This is a genomic window from Bacillus sp. ms-22 (assembly GCF_009759805.1).
GTDB classification, from domain to species: domain Bacteria; phylum Bacillota; class Bacilli; order Bacillales; family Bacillaceae; genus Bacillus; species Bacillus xiamenensis.
Map to the genome: position 1 here is coordinate 1,515,470 of NZ_CP046653.1, position 13,921 is coordinate 1,529,390.

General features: G+C 38.5%; 21 protein-coding genes and 2 pseudogenes. 17 read left to right on the plus strand and 6 right to left on the minus strand.

Annotation, left to right across the window (positions count from 1 at the left end; translation table 11 throughout):
- Positions 1-36: 36 nt before the first annotated feature.
- The 9 genes from GPA07_RS07850 to GPA07_RS07890 all read left to right on the plus strand — a co-directional run bounded on the left by GPA07_RS07850 (position 37) and on the right by GPA07_RS07890 (position 5,391).
- A complete protein-coding gene (locus GPA07_RS07850; RefSeq protein WP_071168882.1) occupies positions 37-513 on the plus strand; it encodes a hypothetical protein in 477 nt (158 codons plus the stop codon).
- Between the two features lie 60 nt (positions 514-573).
- Positions 574-972: a YxiG family protein gene (locus tag GPA07_RS07855; protein WP_008342588.1), complete on the plus strand. Its 399-nt coding sequence runs from the start codon at positions 574-576 to the stop codon at positions 970-972.
- A gap of 59 nt (positions 973-1,031) precedes the next feature.
- A complete protein-coding gene (locus GPA07_RS07860) occupies positions 1,032-1,379 on the plus strand; it encodes a YxiJ family protein (protein WP_157292306.1) in 348 nt (115 codons plus the stop codon).
- A gap of 18 nt (positions 1,380-1,397) precedes the next feature.
- Positions 1,398-1,775, plus strand: a complete 378-nt coding sequence (locus GPA07_RS07865) for a hypothetical protein (RefSeq protein ID WP_008356143.1) — start codon at positions 1,398-1,400, stop codon at positions 1,773-1,775.
- Positions 1,776-1,828: 53 nt separating this feature from the next.
- Positions 1,829-2,698 (plus strand): alpha/beta hydrolase, encoded by an 870-nt coding sequence (locus GPA07_RS07870; protein ID WP_157292307.1) that lies wholly within the window; start codon positions 1,829-1,831, stop codon positions 2,696-2,698.
- 77 nt (positions 2,699-2,775) lie between these two features.
- Complete coding sequence (locus tag GPA07_RS07875; RefSeq protein WP_157292308.1) at positions 2,776-3,132, plus strand: winged helix-turn-helix transcriptional regulator; 357 nt, start codon at positions 2,776-2,778, stop codon at positions 3,130-3,132.
- A gap of 197 nt (positions 3,133-3,329) precedes the next feature.
- Positions 3,330-3,962: a 3-hexulose-6-phosphate synthase gene (gene hxlA / locus GPA07_RS07880; RefSeq protein ID WP_071168885.1), complete on the plus strand. Its 633-nt coding sequence runs from the start codon at positions 3,330-3,332 to the stop codon at positions 3,960-3,962.
- On the plus strand, positions 3,959-4,516 hold the full coding sequence (gene hxlB, locus GPA07_RS07885; protein WP_157292309.1) for a 6-phospho-3-hexuloisomerase: 558 nt from the start codon (positions 3,959-3,961) through the stop codon (positions 4,514-4,516). Before hxlA ends, hxlB begins: the two co-directional genes overlap by 4 nt.
- 149 nt (positions 4,517-4,665) lie before the next feature.
- Positions 4,666-5,391: a DsbA family oxidoreductase gene (locus GPA07_RS07890; protein WP_157292310.1), complete on the plus strand. Its 726-nt coding sequence runs from the start codon at positions 4,666-4,668 to the stop codon at positions 5,389-5,391.
- Between the two features lie 166 nt (positions 5,392-5,557).
- Here GPA07_RS07890 and GPA07_RS07895 read toward each other — a convergent pair.
- The 3 genes and pseudogenes from GPA07_RS07895 to GPA07_RS07905 all read right to left on the minus strand — a co-directional run.
- Positions 5,558-5,945, minus strand: a pseudogene (locus GPA07_RS07895) (substrate-binding domain-containing protein); the annotation flags it as partial.
- A 37-nt stretch (positions 5,946-5,982) separates the two neighbouring features.
- The gene (locus GPA07_RS07900; RefSeq protein ID WP_008356156.1) at positions 5,983-6,198 is read right to left on the minus strand and encodes a hypothetical protein; all 216 of its coding nucleotides are present in this window, start codon (positions 6,196-6,198) and stop codon (positions 5,983-5,985) included.
- Between the two features lie 35 nt (positions 6,199-6,233).
- Positions 6,234-6,551: a hypothetical protein gene (locus GPA07_RS07905; protein ID WP_008356159.1), complete on the minus strand. Its 318-nt coding sequence runs from the start codon at positions 6,549-6,551 to the stop codon at positions 6,234-6,236.
- 183 nt (positions 6,552-6,734) lie between these two features.
- Between GPA07_RS07905 and GPA07_RS07910 the strand changes: the two genes are divergently transcribed.
- The 5 genes from GPA07_RS07910 (at position 6,735) to GPA07_RS07930 (ending at position 10,090) form a co-directional block, all read left to right on the plus strand.
- Positions 6,735-7,028 carry a spore coat protein gene (locus tag GPA07_RS07910; protein ID WP_157292311.1) on the plus strand — a complete coding sequence of 98 codons (294 nt, stop codon included), beginning with the start codon at positions 6,735-6,737 and terminating at the stop codon, positions 7,026-7,028.
- A 178-nt stretch (positions 7,029-7,206) separates the two neighbouring features.
- Positions 7,207-7,725: a GNAT family N-acetyltransferase gene (locus tag GPA07_RS07915; RefSeq protein ID WP_367616259.1), complete on the plus strand. Its 519-nt coding sequence runs from the start codon at positions 7,207-7,209 to the stop codon at positions 7,723-7,725.
- Positions 7,679-8,233 (plus strand): hypothetical protein, encoded by a 555-nt coding sequence (locus GPA07_RS07920; RefSeq protein ID WP_025207660.1) that lies wholly within the window; start codon positions 7,679-7,681, stop codon positions 8,231-8,233. Before GPA07_RS07915 ends, GPA07_RS07920 begins: the two co-directional genes overlap by 47 nt.
- 155 nt (positions 8,234-8,388) lie before the next feature.
- The gene (locus GPA07_RS07925; RefSeq protein ID WP_157292312.1) at positions 8,389-9,801 is read left to right on the plus strand and encodes a polysaccharide deacetylase family protein; all 1,413 of its coding nucleotides are present in this window, start codon (positions 8,389-8,391) and stop codon (positions 9,799-9,801) included.
- Between the two features lie 97 nt (positions 9,802-9,898).
- Complete coding sequence (locus tag GPA07_RS07930; protein WP_017367648.1) at positions 9,899-10,090, plus strand: hypothetical protein; 192 nt, start codon at positions 9,899-9,901, stop codon at positions 10,088-10,090.
- 75 nt (positions 10,091-10,165) lie between these two features.
- On the opposite strand, the gene GPA07_RS07935 is transcribed toward GPA07_RS07930, so the two are convergent.
- Both GPA07_RS07935 and GPA07_RS19005 read right to left on the minus strand, forming a co-directional pair.
- Positions 10,166-11,319, minus strand: a protein-coding gene (locus GPA07_RS07935; protein WP_157292313.1) for an IS3 family transposase whose coding sequence is annotated in 2 segments (ribosomal slippage) — positions 10,166-11,046 and positions 11,046-11,319 — 1,155 coding nt in all. Because the reading frame shifts where the segments join, the coding sequence is not laid out codon by codon here.
- A 108-nt stretch (positions 11,320-11,427) separates the two neighbouring features.
- Entirely contained in the window at positions 11,428-11,559 is a 132-nt protein-coding gene (locus GPA07_RS19005) for a hypothetical protein (protein ID WP_268389901.1), read from the minus strand.
- Positions 11,560-11,694: 135 nt separating this feature from the next.
- Here GPA07_RS19005 and GPA07_RS07940 point away from each other — a divergent pair, with 135 nt between their 5' ends.
- The 3 genes from GPA07_RS07940 (at position 11,695) to GPA07_RS07950 (ending at position 13,366) form a co-directional block, all read left to right on the plus strand.
- On the plus strand, positions 11,695-12,120 hold the full coding sequence (locus GPA07_RS07940; RefSeq protein ID WP_157292314.1) for an NUDIX hydrolase: 426 nt from the start codon (positions 11,695-11,697) through the stop codon (positions 12,118-12,120).
- A 32-nt stretch (positions 12,121-12,152) separates the two neighbouring features.
- Positions 12,153-12,563 carry an Imm1 family immunity protein gene (locus tag GPA07_RS07945; protein ID WP_157292315.1) on the plus strand — a complete coding sequence of 137 codons (411 nt, stop codon included), beginning with the start codon at positions 12,153-12,155 and terminating at the stop codon, positions 12,561-12,563.
- A gap of 140 nt (positions 12,564-12,703) precedes the next feature.
- Positions 12,704-13,366, plus strand: coding sequence for a hypothetical protein (locus GPA07_RS07950; protein WP_144610290.1), 663 nt, complete (start codon positions 12,704-12,706; stop codon positions 13,364-13,366).
- 52 nt (positions 13,367-13,418) lie between these two features.
- Here GPA07_RS07950 and GPA07_RS07955 read toward each other — a convergent pair.
- Positions 13,419-13,770 (minus strand): annotated as a pseudogene (locus GPA07_RS07955) (sigma factor-like helix-turn-helix DNA-binding protein); the annotation flags it as partial.
- Positions 13,771-13,921: the final 151 nt, after the last annotated feature.

The following is a 13,921-nucleotide window of genomic DNA, read 5'->3' on the forward strand; positions in this document are numbered from 1 at the left end:
CGTCTGATGTTTTAAATCTATGAGGTGGAGCAAGTAATGAGAATCGTATTAGCAAAAGAGAAAAATCTATTCGAAGTAAATGAATTAATAAAGAAAATCAATTTAAACGTAGAAGAGTATAACTGGGTCATAAGTGATGTGACCCTCACAATGCTTCACGATCGAAAAAATCAATCTCATTCAGAAGTCATGCCGAATTATACGGATTTTTTATTTCTAAAGGGTGAACATTTCAAAAAATTCTTACACGACTATTCTTATTCTTTTATTTTCGCTGTTTTGACCGCATTGCCTCGTCATGTAGAGCATTTGAATATCAGTTCAATACCTCAAATTGAAGAGAATGAACGATATTGGAACGTGAATTATACACCCGTTATCCCTCAAGCCGTGTTTGAAATCGGATTTTTTGATTCGACAGATGTTATTTTTACAGGAGATCAGAATATCTTAAGCGAATTTCGAAAAAAAGCGGACTTTATTTCATTTGAAGAATATTTACAAACTCCGTGACACGATAAGAATAGAGTTCATTCTGAAAAAATAGGGGAATACGTTAGGGGAGTGAATGAGATGTTTAGCAGTATAGAGAAATGGATCGATTATTTAGATGGTGTCTGTGATGTACTGGCATTCTCATTTGATTTTTTTCGTAAAGAACTAGTCATAAACATTAGTATAAGTGAAATAAATGATGCTCGGTATCATGAATTGCGATTTATGAATGTGGCGAGTCTTTATTATAATGGGGGTGAAGGTAATGATAGATTTGAAGAATTGATTCAAGAAGAGATGAATTGGCAAATTTTTGAATGTAGTTACCATCCTAATGGGATAGGGAACCTTAAAAATGTACTTCTTGAAGAATTTGATTCAAATGCAAATTTTCTATTTAACATCAATGGGATGTTACTCGCAATAGAATCGAAAAACGTATGTTTCGATTCACAAGAATTTATTTGCAGTGTATAGAAAGATCTCATTAGCGTCTAAATCAGAATTAAAAACATTGAGAGAATGGGGAGAGGGCCATGAAAATCAGCGGGGATAAACAAGGCTTATTCGATGAATTAAAGAAACGTTATCAATACTTATTAGATTCTAGTTATCCAGATGATATCGTCTCTTTTGAAGAAGAAACTGGGATATGCTCAGGAGATGTTTATATGTTTTTTACACTTGTTGCAGGCAGCTTGAGTCTTGTGATCGATCATAAACGAATACCGAAAAAACAGTTAAACGTGCTACGTCAGTCATTTGAAGAGCAATATCCCCAAATCAAATCATGTCAACAGATCCTTGAATCGTATCCTTTATTGCATTCCTATGTTCAATACCATGAAGAAACAAGAAAACGAATCATTGCACTTATACAATAACCTCTTGGAGGCCAAACAATGACATGGTTTTTAAATGAAAAAATCCAGAAACAAATCCCTGATTTCAATATCAACCATCTAAAGCAAATCAATGAATTTCACTACTTTAAAGAGTATAATGAACATTACGACTTGATCAACTGTATTGTAATACACATCCCATATGATTCCCCGAATCTGCAAGCAGACATTCATCTGAAATTTACCAACGTCTCTTCTGTTCAAATCAAAGATTTGGAGTTAACAAACGATTCCTATCTTTTTTTGAACATTCAACTTTTGGATAGAGGCTGGGAATATTTGAATTACTTTGTCGAAGATTATGAAGAACAGTATTTTTCTTTTTACTGTCAAACGGTTCAAGTCATACAAGTCGTATCAAATGAATCGGGCTAGTCGCTCTACATATGTGCGAATCATACTTCCCCATCCCAACACAGAAAGGTGCAATGACATTGAATCGAATCATGAAAGGGCTCTTATTTGTAGCTGTCATCACAGGCTTATTGGTTAGTGCGTTTTTTGTGTTCCGTTTCAACCAGCCTAAACCGACGACAAACATCCATTACGCAGACACACAAAACAAACAGCAAACACTCGATATGTATATGCCAAAGGGAAAAGATGAAGACAAAAAGAAGAAGCATCCAGTGATGATCTATCTCCATGGGGGAGGATGGACAGGCGGTGATAAAAACAGAGTTGCTTCTAAAGCGGATTATTTTACGGGTCAAGGGTATGTGTTTGTTTCAATGAATTACAGGCTTCACCCTGATGCCACCTATGAGCAGATGGCAGATGATACGGCGAATGCTATTAAGTGGGTCAAGGATCATGCAGATGAATATCAAATCGATTCGTCAAAAATTAATGTCATGGGTCACTCAGCAGGTGGTCATTTAACGGCATTGGTTGCTACAGATTCGACCTACTTAAAACGTGTGGGGCTGTCGCCAAAAACGATCAAATCCATCGTTATTTTAGATGGACCGTTAAACATGAATCAATTTATACAAGCCATTCCATCGTATAAAAAAGTGTTTGGCCAACAGGAGAAGACCTGGACAAAGGCTTCGCCTGTCACTTATATGAACGGAGCCAACCTGCCGCCTGTTTATTTAGTTACAAGATGGGAAAATCCTGAAGGATATCGATTTGCCGAAAAGCTCAATCATGATAAAGGCTCTCGGTATGTTTTTCGGGTTCATACGCTGAGCCACAGTGACCTAAATAAATGGTTTGGATCAGACCGGGCGCCAAAAGAAGCGCAAGAGATGACAAAGGCTGTCATGGCTTTTGTGAAAAAACAAAATCAATAATGAAAACCGTATGCTCAGGTAATCCATTTTGCCGCGGTATATGATAATCTGTAAATGGTTTGAGATCAAAGGAGTGTATGTTATTGTCATCACGAATGGAAAATAAAGTGTTCAATTGCGAAAAAGAGCTGACGCTGAATATTATCGGTGGTAAGTGGAAAATGTTGATTTTATGGCACCTTGGCAGAGAAGGGACAAAACGGTTTGGTGAGTTAAAGTCGTTAATGCCTGGGATTACGCAAAGAATGCTTGTCAATCAGCTAAGAGAATTAGAGGAAGATCACATTGTGCACCGGGAGGTTTATCCCGTCGTTCCGCCAAAGGTTGAGTATTCTCTCACAGAACTGGGAGAAAGCTTAATGCCAATTTTAGAGGCGATGTATGATTGGGGCAAACAATATCTCGACAGCAATTTCTTAAAGCACGATAAATAGAAATACCTACATGAGATACTGGTCGAAAGACAGTATCTTTTTTGTGACCATATGCGAAAAAGTATAGTATGTAAAAAAAAAGTGCGTACTAGGATTGCGCCATTCCTGTTGTTATACTCGTTTCATGCAAGAAAGATTCAAGATGCATCATCCGCGGAGCTCTTGAAGATGAAATAAATGCACAGGAGTGAAAGTTGATGAAATTACAATTAGCATTAGATTTAGTGAATATACCAGAAGCAATTGAGCTGATCAAAGAAGTAGAAGAATTTATTGATGTGGTCGAGATTGGGACACCCGTTGTGATCAACGAAGGGCTGCGTGCTGTGAAAGAAGTCAAACAGGCGTTTCCGAATTTACGTGTGCTGGCCGATCTGAAAATTATGGATGCTGCCGGTTATGAAGTGCAGCAGGCATCCGAAGCTGGAGCGGATATTGTGACCATTCTTGCGGCGGCAGAAGATATGTCCATTCAAGGAGCGGTGAAGGAAGCAAAAGCAAGAGGGAAAGAAATTTTAGTCGATATGATTGGTATTAAAGATATCGCTGGTCGTGCGAAAGAGCTGGATGAGCTTGGAGTCGATTATATTTGTGTGCACACAGGCTATGACCTGCAAGCAGTTGGTCAAAACTCATTTGCTGACCTTATGACCATTAAACAAGTGGTCAAACAGGCGAAAACAGCGATTGCAGGCGGTATTAAGCTTGATACGTTACCTGAAGTTGTGAAATTAAACCCAGATTTAATTATTGTCGGCGGTGGTATTGCGAGCCAAGACAATAAAGCAGAAGTGGCGGCGCAAATGAAGCAGTTGATCACACAATCATGAAAACAAGCGACTATGTGAAAGTCATTTTAAGTGAGCTATCTGAGCACTCGTTAGCTACTCAAGATGAACAAACAGAAAAGCTTGTCTCAAGTATTTTAAACGCAAGGAAGGTCTTTGTGGCTGGTGCAGGCAGATCTGGTTTGATGGGAAAAGCGTTTGCCATGAGGCTCACGCATATCGGCATCAAGGCTTATGTGATCGGCGAAACGAATACGCCTGCTTTTACAAAAGAGGATCTATTCATTGTCGGAAGCGGTTCTGGTCGCACAGAGACCTTGCTTGTGCTCGTGAAAAAGGCAAAGGCGATTGGCGGAAGAGTGGCAACGTTTACTCTTTCAGCTGAATCACCTATAGCTGATCTATCGGATGAAGTCATCTTACTGTCAGGTGCGCCAAAGGATCAACATGAGGGAAAGCATCATACGATTCAGCCGATGGGCTCATTATTTGAGCAATCTTTGCTCCTTATGTATGATGCGGTCGTCTTGAGATTGATGGAGATGAAAGAGCTCGACACACATAACATGTACGGTCACCATGCGAACTTAGAATAGCCATGGTTAAAACCTTTCCTTTTTTAGGGAAAGGTTTTTTTAATAAAATGGAACTCAAAAAGGAGGATCACTTGACATAAAGGATTGGATGTAACTATAATAGTTACATCTTTAAAGGAAAAAACGTAAGCCTCGGAAGGAAGATGAAGATGAAAGTACAAATCTGGTCAGATATCGCCTGTCCTTTTTGTTATATAGGAAAAAAACAGCTAGAAACAGCGCTTGATCAATTCCCTCATAAGGAACAGGTAGAAGTAGAGTTTAAAAGCTTTGAGCTTGATCCGCATGCACCTGTTGAAGTAGATTATGATGTGCATGATATGCTCGTCAAAAAATATGGCATGAGCCGCAGCAGAGCCATCGCAATGAATGAACAAATAAAGCAGGCTGGCAAGGAGAAAGGAATCGATTTTCAATTCGATCCACTTATTTTAACAAACACCTTTGATGCCCACCAGCTCGCACAATATGCTGGAAAAATGGGAAAAGGCGATCTTGTCATGGGAGAGCTGTTTCAAGCGTATTTTACAGATGGCAAGCATGTTGGTGATCGTCAAACCCTTTTAGAAATTGCTGAAAAAGCAGGTCTTGATCAGAACGAAGTACAGAAGGTTCTAGACGGAGAAGAATTTGCAGATGAAGTGCGAAAAGATGAAAGAGAAGCTAGACAGCTCGGAATTTCTGCCGTGCCTTTTTTCTTGATCAATGACAAATATTCGGTTGCTGGTGCACAGCCAGCAGATACGTTCCTTCGTGCGCTTGAAACGGCTTGGACAGAAGAAGCAGTGCAAACGAAGAAAGCTGCTGATGCTTCATTTGAAGCAGCATGTGCAGATGGCGTATGTGCAGTGCCATCAAATAAAGAAGAAGCATAATAGATATTCTCCCTATCTTGATAAAAGATGGGGATTTTTTTATTCATGAATCATGAAGACACCTTTATGACAATATCTTAGACCCTAAAGAACAAGGCAAAGAGGTTCCCCCGTCATATGATTTGATGAGCATGCTAAAAAGATCAACAGCAAAATGAGCCACCTGTAAAGAGGGCTCATTTTTTTCGTGCATTCAGTTGTTTAATCGTTTCACCTGGAATCAGTTCGGGCTCGTAAAACGTTTGATCAGGCAGGTTCTTTTTTCCTTGAATGTTCTTAATCATCCAGTCTGTTGCATCTCGTCCCATTTGCTCCTGAGGATGTGTCAGTGTTGTCAGCTTCACAGGGGCATTTTTTTGGACAATATACGAGTTATCCTGTCCAATAATCGACAGATCATCTTGAATGGATAGCCCCATTTCACTGCATACATTTGCCACTTCTAACCCCACCTCATCGTTATAGCAAACGAGGGCGGTCAGCTCATGCTGGTGTGCACGTGAAAATGTTTGAATATGATCCCCTAAATGCTGTTTTGATTCCTGTCTCAAAAACGGGGGTCAGTCCCGTCCCGTGGATAGATGGTTTTTTTTACTCAAGCGTCTGTTTCAGCTCATGTGGCAGTAAATCAATCAATTGATCATATGAAGACAAATCCAGTACTTCAAGAAGTGCATAATATTTTGCATAAATTTCACTGAGCTGATCAGGATGTTTCGTTTCATAACGATTCAAATGCAATTGAGTGAGTTCAAGTGCAATGTCCAATTTGTTTCGTTCCATGGTTTGTGATGTTGTGTTAAACATATCGTTCACCTCTTTTTTTAAGGTCATTGGAAAGATTATGGTGCAGTTCCGCAGCTGACCTTATATTCTTTTTCTTGTATCTTTTTTGAATAGCAGACGTAAGGTGTCATCCCCGTTTCGCTTTTCCAAGCCTGCCAATACACATCATAAAGCTGGCCATATTGAGGGTCTACATCATCTTTTTTTTGCAAAATAGCAAAATAGCTTTGGTAAGGGTAGCCTTCTTGATAAATGGCATGCCGAATGGCTCCTCTTTCAGTCGCATTTGTAAAAACCATAGGCGACAGCAGTGGGAGGGTGATGATCACAACGAGCAGGATGAACAATGAAAAGAGCTTATGTTTTGTTTTCATCAATGAATGTCCTTTCTTTCACAAAAGATCATTTGTATAATATGTTAAAATTGTCCTTTTGTAAAGAAAGAGAAAAATAGATTGCATGCGAATTTTATCCAAAATAGACAAGCATCTAATCACAAATCGCGTCTCTTACATACGATAGAGTGTAAGTGAAAGACAACTTGAAGGGGTGTTGAGATGAGCCGGAATCGATTAGACAATTTTTTCTTTGGGCCTCGCAGGGGGAATCTTGGAGAAGTTGAAGCGGTTGTATACCCTACACGTCAAATTGTCAACACGACAACAAACGAACAAACGATCAGAAAGATTCATCCAACTCATATCACAAACGTGAATAAAAACATCAAAAGAATTGAAAACTACTATCCTGTGACGCAATCTACTCGAAACGAGTATATTGTAGAAGAGTACGATTGTGGCAGTGATATCAAGAATCCTTGCTGCCGCCCGGTCAAACGCTGTAAGTGGTAGTTTAATAGTAAAAAAAGAAGTGAGGCATCCTGTGATGGGATGCCTTTTTATTTTTGTATAAAAATTTTGATCAAAAGCGCCTTTCAAGATAAAATTGGAAGTATCAATTCATTCTGATGGAGGCGATTTTCTGAATATTCGATTGTTAACACCAGAAGATGCTCAGGAATATGCGAACTTGAGATTAGAAGCACTCCGATTAAATCCAGAGAGTTTTGCTATGAGTTACGAGGAAGAGAAGCTAGATACGAAGAATAAATATAAGGCTCGTTTTGCCTCTACACAATCTATGTGGACATTCGGCGCCTTTCATCAAGGTCAGCTGGTCGGTTCGGTTACACTCATACAAGAAACCTTGCAGAAATTAAAGCACCGTGCCAATGTGGCAGCGATGTATGTAACGACCGGTGGACGCGGAAAAGGAATGGGGAAGGCACTTCTGACAAAAGTACTTTCTTTTGCACGCGAAAAAAAAGACATCGAACAAATATATTTAACAGTGGTCACAACAAACGACCCAGCCAAACATCTTTACAAGTCTGTTGGATTTAAGTCGTATGCGGTAGAGGAAAAAGCACTAAAAATAAATGGTGCTTATGTAGATGAGGAAAAAATGGTGCTATGTTTATCATCGTTTGGAGGGGATATAAATGAGCCAGCCAGTCATGCGCATCACGTTGATAGCCGGACCAAATAGTGAGCTGGAATCCTTTGCGCTTCGTGCAGCACTTGAAAACTTTGGCGCAAAAGTCGATATGCATTGGATAGGCAGACCGAATGACCTGATTAATGTTTTATCCGGGAGGAATAGAGGCGAAACGGATTTCATTCTTTTATCCTTTCACGGAGAAGAAGGAGCGTTTCTCATGCCGGAGTTAGGAGAAGATGTATACGAAGAGGGTGAGCCGAGAGGTGCTGCTTTTGGTGCGGATGACATAAAGCGGTATGCTTCGTTAAATGGAGTCCACATTATATGTACAGGCTGTACACTAGGCGAAAAAAAGTTGGCAGAAGCTTTTTTAGAAACAGGGGCGATATCCTATACAGCGCCCGATGACTACATTGATGGAAATGCGTCATTTATTTTTGTTCTCACCATGCTGTATGAGCTGGTGAACAACTCAAAGACAGTCAGAGCAGCTTTTGACCAGGCACGCTCTATTGATGAAGAAACAAAGTTATTCCAACTGTATATGCAAAAATAAGGGCTGAGCGATCAAGCCCTTTTTATATGTCTCTCGTAAAATATGTCGAAAATGTGACAAATGTGTTTTTTTGCAAACTAAAAAGGGGCTGTGAAAAGTCTATCCTACAAACACACGTCATCCAGACAGGACGGCATCACGAGAGGAGAATCATTGTGTCAACGAAAGGGAAGATCAGTCTCGTCCTATGTGTACTTGCGGTCGTCATCGGTATCGCTGCGTTTTATCATAATCAGCAAGCAAGCGGGACAGAGAGGAAAAAAGTAGAACAAGATGCGAGCTACAAACAAGTTGAAATAGTCACACTTGTGAATGACGGGAAATTCATGAGATATGCTGTCAACTATCCGCTGTTTCATCAAGAAAAACTAGATCAGGAGATCAAAAGATTTGCAGAGACAGCGTTAGAAAAGTTTAAAACATCATTTAGTCAAGCGAGTGATGTCAATGAAGAAAAACGATACGAATTAAACATCGATTATGAGATCATTCATTATGCCAAGCAAACAGTCGCAATCAAATTCAATACATATGAAGTGAAGGGCGGAAAGCAAGGCGTCAATCAAACGAAGGTGATGAACTTTGATTTCAAGAAACAGACATTTTTATCAATCAACGATATCTTTCTATCAAAGAAGGACAATCTTCAAAAATTATCTCATATGACTTTTGAGGAATTAAAAAAAGATCGAACGCTAGCTGAAAATCAGCCGCTGCTCAAACGGGGAACGTCTCCTGAGGCGAAGAACTATCAGTATTTTGCCATCAAAGATCGTTTTATTGAATTCTACTTTCCAAGAGGACAAATCGCTCCAAATCATCAAGGCCCTCAAGTGTTAGCGATTAAGAAAACACTGCTGAAAGGAATATTAAAACCTGAATATATTAAGAAAGAATTGAACAAAAACGAGAAAAAAGAACCGATTCCAACAAGAAAGATTGTGAAATTGCCAAAACCATCCACATTTCATCCAAATCAAAAAGCCATTGCACTCACATTTGATGATGGGCCCAATCCATCAACGACCTCAAAAATTTTAACAGCATTAAAAGAAAACAAAGGACATGCAACATTTTTTGTATTAGGAAGCAGGGTTCAGTATTATCCCGATATGTTAAATGAAATCAGAAAGGGTGGAAATGAAATTGGAAACCATTCCTATAACCACCCTTTGCTCACAAGACTCCCTTTAAAACAAGCGGTCAAACAAGTAGAAGACACGCAGCAAATCATTGAAAAAGCGAGCGGGTTCACACCGACTCATTTTAGACCGCCATATGGCGGGACAAACGGGCAAATCAACGAAGCTCTTCACATGAAAGTGACCCTTTGGGATGTGGATCCTGAAGACTGGAAATATCGAAACAGCCAATACGTCGCGAACTACATTCTATCCCATGCATCTAGCGGTGAAACGGTCTTAATGCACGACATCTATGACACTTCAGCCAACGCAGCCGTCACGATTATCAAAGAACTCACCAAACAGGGATATCAATTATTGACGGTATCTGAGCTTGAGCAGTGGAAGGAAGCGCGTGAGAAGAAAGGTGAATTGAATACGTAATGATTATGCGAATCTTAGTAGATTCGCATTTTTTAAAGCATATTATGAAAATAAAGGGGAATCATGTTAAAGTGAGTGTAGAAAGGGAGGGCTTCGGATGGTATTCATGAGGTTGATTAGCCTATATATGCTGACAGCATTTAGTTTGGGTTTTATCGTTAACTATGTACCTGGTTTGATGCTGCCCATCTATATACTTGCGATGATCGGGCTTATTTTATGTCTCGTTCATATTGCGCTGCATTATATTCATCGAATCAGAAATATGTTGTTTCATGAGAAACGGTAAGAATACTTGCGTACGCTAAGAAACCTCTCTCTAAAGGGACTGACCCCCGTTTTTGAGACAGGGATCAAAACACCTTTACGAAACAGCCAGTTGCCGAAACTCTTTTGGTGACTGGCTGTTTAATTTCAATTGAATTCGGATATTGTTATAATAATCAATATACTTCCTGACTGTTTTTTCTAAAATGGCTGTTGTAGTGTTTGTCAGGTGGTGGAGATAAAATCCTTCTGATTTTAAACTTGAGTGGAAGGATTCGATGGGGGCATTATCAGCGGGCATTCCCTTACGGGACATGCTCATGGTAATGCCTTTTTCCTTTATCTCCTTTTGATAAGCATAAGAAGTGTAGACCGAACCTTGATCACTATGAAGTACGCAGCCTTTAGGCAGTGTCTTTAACTGCTTCAATGTATCTAAAACAAGAGAAACATCCTGTTTATCACCAATCGTATAAGCCACAATCTCACTTGTATATAAATCTTTTATGCTGGATAGATAAAGCATTTTTTGCCCAAATGGCAAATACGTGATATCTGTCACCAGTTTTTCAAGTGGCTTGGTCGCAGAAAAATCTCGTTTTAAGTGATTTTCTGCAATGTAATAGGGTTGACCGGTCTGTTTACGCTTTTTCACTTTCACACGACACTGCAAACCGTAGGTTTGCATCATTCGTTGTACTCTCTTATGGTTGATCTTCATTTCTTTGCGTAGAAGAGCCGTTATTTTACGATACCCATACGTATACTTGTGCAACTTACAAAGTGTTGAAATAAGCTTGATTAACCCATGTTGCTTTGAGTGATGATGATCTTGTTTTTTCCAACGATAAAATGTTGATTTAGCCACTTCAAATAGCTGACAGAATTCACTGACACTCACTTTATCTTTTACCGTTTCGTAGATCGACACGAGTGCTTCTTTCTCCACCACCTTTCCCATTCTCGGTACTTTTTTAATATGTCTATTTGTTGATTTAGATAGCGATTTTCTGTTTTCAATCTCTCGTTTTCATCTTGGTATTCAGGTCCTTTACCGTATGAATACTGCTTTCCAACAGGTTGATGAAACCGGTGGGTTTCACCATTGTGATACCATTTCATCCAAGTTTTCACTTGTGTTTTATTCTTAATTCCTAGCTTGTCCATGATTTCTTTTGTTGAGACTCCTGCCAACTTCATCTGAACCGCCTCTTCTTTTACACTTGCGGGGTAACTGACTCTTGTTCCCATACAAAAAACACCTCCAAATTGTTTTCAGATATGATATACCCGATTTTCAACTTAAAGGTGTTTTTATTTGTCTCACTTTATGGGGTCAGTCCCAAAAGAGTGAGGTTTTTATTTTTGCGGTTTTTGATGTTCTAACAGTTGTATATTTTTCTCATTTGATTCTTTCATTTGTCTTAATAACGAAACGATACTCCAAGTAAACCAAATGAGGACAATCAGTAAAATGATGATGATCCACATGCTGGGGCATCCAATCTGCTGAATGCTTCTTTTTGCATGTATCAAGGATACCGTATAATGAATGTATTGAAATGAACAGTTCGTGCTATTTATTCGACAATTGATGTAAACAAAGAGCGATGGAGGTAGATACATTTGAAACGAGTAGATGTAGTATCAGCTATTATTTACGATACGGAAGAAAATATTTTAGCAGTTAAAAATGTAAAGGGATATTGGGAACTGCCTGGTGGCGCTGTAGAAAAAGGCGAACACCTGCATCAAGCCGTGATCCGCGAGGTGAATGAAGAGACAGGGTATGTTTGCAAAGTAAATGAAATTCATTCGGTTCGAGAAGCAGTCTTTCAAGACAAAAAACATCATGTATTGATGATCACCTTCTTTGCTAAAATCACCGGAGGGCAAATGGGTATTCTCGATCCGGATCATGATATTGAAGAAGTAAAATGGGTCAGCAAGCAAAACTTTCAAGAGTTAAACCCAAAGTTATATAACTTATTAAAATTAAACGAAGACCCACAAGCTTTTTATCAATTTGAAGGAAATAGAACAGTTGGTTAACAAGTTGATATAGGTATGAAGGAGAGATATGGATGGTTTTATACTACGGCCCCAAAGGAGCTCCAGTAGAAAATCCGGGAGAAGAATTCATGAAAAGAATTTTCTTTCAGGAGGGTGAAGAGTATTGGAAACAAGGAAACGGTGAATCTTCCATTGAGATAGAAGAAGATTGGGAAAGTGAAAGTCTAGTTTTCTTTTATACGGAACCGTATGGGTTCTTGATCATGAGATATCCAAATTTTTTGGTCCCTTTTAAAAAGGGAGAAAAAATTGAAATGATCGAGCATTTGGTCGCAGGCGCCCCATTGTATGTGCCGTCATGTAGCTACATCAATCGGGATCAAGCTTATCAAATCGTTCACCATTTTTTGACGACAAAAACAGTGCCTGATCTTGTTGAGTGGGTTGAGTTGAGGGATATTGATTTTCAGAAGGGTCTATAAAAATATTCTAAAGGAGAAATGTTTGTCAAATTGAAACATGTATTTTTTCAGCTATAGGTGTATCACAAGCTATAAATGAATATTGAAGAAATTATGGTAAAATTATGAAGGATATTGGACGTTATAAAGGAGGATGTAAGGTGTTAAAAAGTAAGGGAATAAAATGGTCTTTTGTATTTTGTGGAGGAGGGTTATTTACTTTAATAATATTATTAATAGTTTTCATAGTGGCAGGAAACTTTACTGTCTCTGTTCATATTCTAATGCTCATTGGTTATGCGATTTTTGCAATTCCAATTTATTTATTTCTTTATTATCCAATTAAACCAAAAAGGAATAATTTGTATTTATGGTTGGATTCTCCTTACGGAAAAGATGAGGAACTTATTTCCGATTTATCGAAAATTCCAGTTAATAATACGTTAGCAAATTTAGATACAGTGTCTAGAAGATTGATGATTTATGCTGATTTTGATATAAAAAAACTGAGATTATTAAGAGCGTACTTTAGGACTCTTCATACAGAGAGTCAGAGCGAAGCGTTTTTTAAAAAAGCTTTCGCAATTTTTTGTGGCCCTGTTATTATTTACGTATTAAATAACTTTGATTCATTTATGCTTTTTAACCCTATAAAGTTTCAAGAAGTAAACCCCGTATTCTTGACTCTATTTAATACTTTTGCCGCTGTTTTTTATCTATGTGGCATTTTATTTGCAATGATAAGAGGTATAACGACAAATAAAAAAAGAAATCGTTTAATCGAAGAGATTATCGATGTTTGTATTATTAATTTAAAGGACTAGACAAAGTGTGAATATAAAATCCCCTCTTTCCAGCATAAGAGGGGATTTTAAACTAGGAATTTATATTTCTAATCTCTATTATTTTGAAGAAAGCTGTTTTATTTGCTTCACTTCCCTTTTCCTGCTTCCGGTTTTCCTTTTCCACCCGGTAAAAATATGAAACATCTTCATCAGTGCCCGTTTCTCAATCCGGTACACATAGCTCAGCGATATCCCCAGCTTCTTGGCTATTTCCCGCTGCTTTTTTCTTTCTTTAAATCAAAGCCGAACCGGCCGACGATGACTTCTTTTTCCCGGTCGTCGAGAATGTCGATGTACTTCTTTCCTTTTTCAAGCCCCATGTTGAGCTGAATGGTATTGATCTCATCTTCATTTTCGGATTTTAAGACATCGATTAATGAATAAGAGATCGCTTTTCGTTCGACAATTTTTGCAAACGATCTTAACAACTAGATCCGTGCCGATATAAAAAGGGAGAATATTAGTATCAGATATTAACTTCAATATATTTATACTGCGTTCTAGAGGAGTTAATAAATTTAGATAGGAGTTAAA

Excerpts from the sequence above, each read along its gene's own strand:
- GPA07_RS07850 (WP_071168882.1), top strand. The coding sequence starts at position 37 with ATGAGAATCGTATTAGCAAAAGAGAAAAATCTATTCGAAGTAAATGAA.
- GPA07_RS07855 (WP_008342588.1), top strand. The coding sequence starts at position 574 with ATGTTTAGCAGTATAGAGAAATGGATCGATTATTTAGATGGTGTCTGT.
- GPA07_RS07860 (WP_157292306.1), top strand. The coding sequence starts at position 1,032 with ATGAAAATCAGCGGGGATAAACAAGGCTTATTCGATGAATTAAAGAAA.
- GPA07_RS07865 (WP_008356143.1), top strand. The coding sequence starts at position 1,398 with ATGACATGGTTTTTAAATGAAAAAATCCAGAAACAAATCCCTGATTTC.
- GPA07_RS07870 (WP_157292307.1), top strand. The coding sequence starts at position 1,829 with ATGACATTGAATCGAATCATGAAAGGGCTCTTATTTGTAGCTGTCATC.
- GPA07_RS07875 (WP_157292308.1), top strand. The coding sequence starts at position 2,776 with ATGTTATTGTCATCACGAATGGAAAATAAAGTGTTCAATTGCGAAAAA.
- hxlA (WP_071168885.1), top strand. The coding sequence starts at position 3,330 with ATGAAATTACAATTAGCATTAGATTTAGTGAATATACCAGAAGCAATT.
- hxlB (WP_157292309.1), top strand. The coding sequence starts at position 3,959 with ATGAAAACAAGCGACTATGTGAAAGTCATTTTAAGTGAGCTATCTGAG.
- GPA07_RS07890 (WP_157292310.1), top strand. The coding sequence starts at position 4,666 with ATGAAAGTACAAATCTGGTCAGATATCGCCTGTCCTTTTTGTTATATA.
- GPA07_RS07900 (WP_008356156.1), bottom strand. The coding sequence starts at position 6,198 with ATGTTTAACACAACATCACAAACCATGGAACGAAACAAATTGGACATT.
- GPA07_RS07905 (WP_008356159.1), bottom strand. The coding sequence starts at position 6,551 with ATGAAAACAAAACATAAGCTCTTTTCATTGTTCATCCTGCTCGTTGTG.
- GPA07_RS07910 (WP_157292311.1), top strand. The coding sequence starts at position 6,735 with ATGAGCCGGAATCGATTAGACAATTTTTTCTTTGGGCCTCGCAGGGGG.
- GPA07_RS07920 (WP_025207660.1), top strand. The coding sequence starts at position 7,679 with ATGAGCCAGCCAGTCATGCGCATCACGTTGATAGCCGGACCAAATAGT.
- GPA07_RS07930 (WP_017367648.1), top strand. The coding sequence starts at position 9,899 with ATGGTATTCATGAGGTTGATTAGCCTATATATGCTGACAGCATTTAGT.
- GPA07_RS19005 (WP_268389901.1), bottom strand. The coding sequence starts at position 11,559 with ATGTGGATCATCATCATTTTACTGATTGTCCTCATTTGGTTTACTTGG.
- GPA07_RS07945 (WP_157292315.1), top strand. The coding sequence starts at position 12,153 with ATGGTTTTATACTACGGCCCCAAAGGAGCTCCAGTAGAAAATCCGGGA.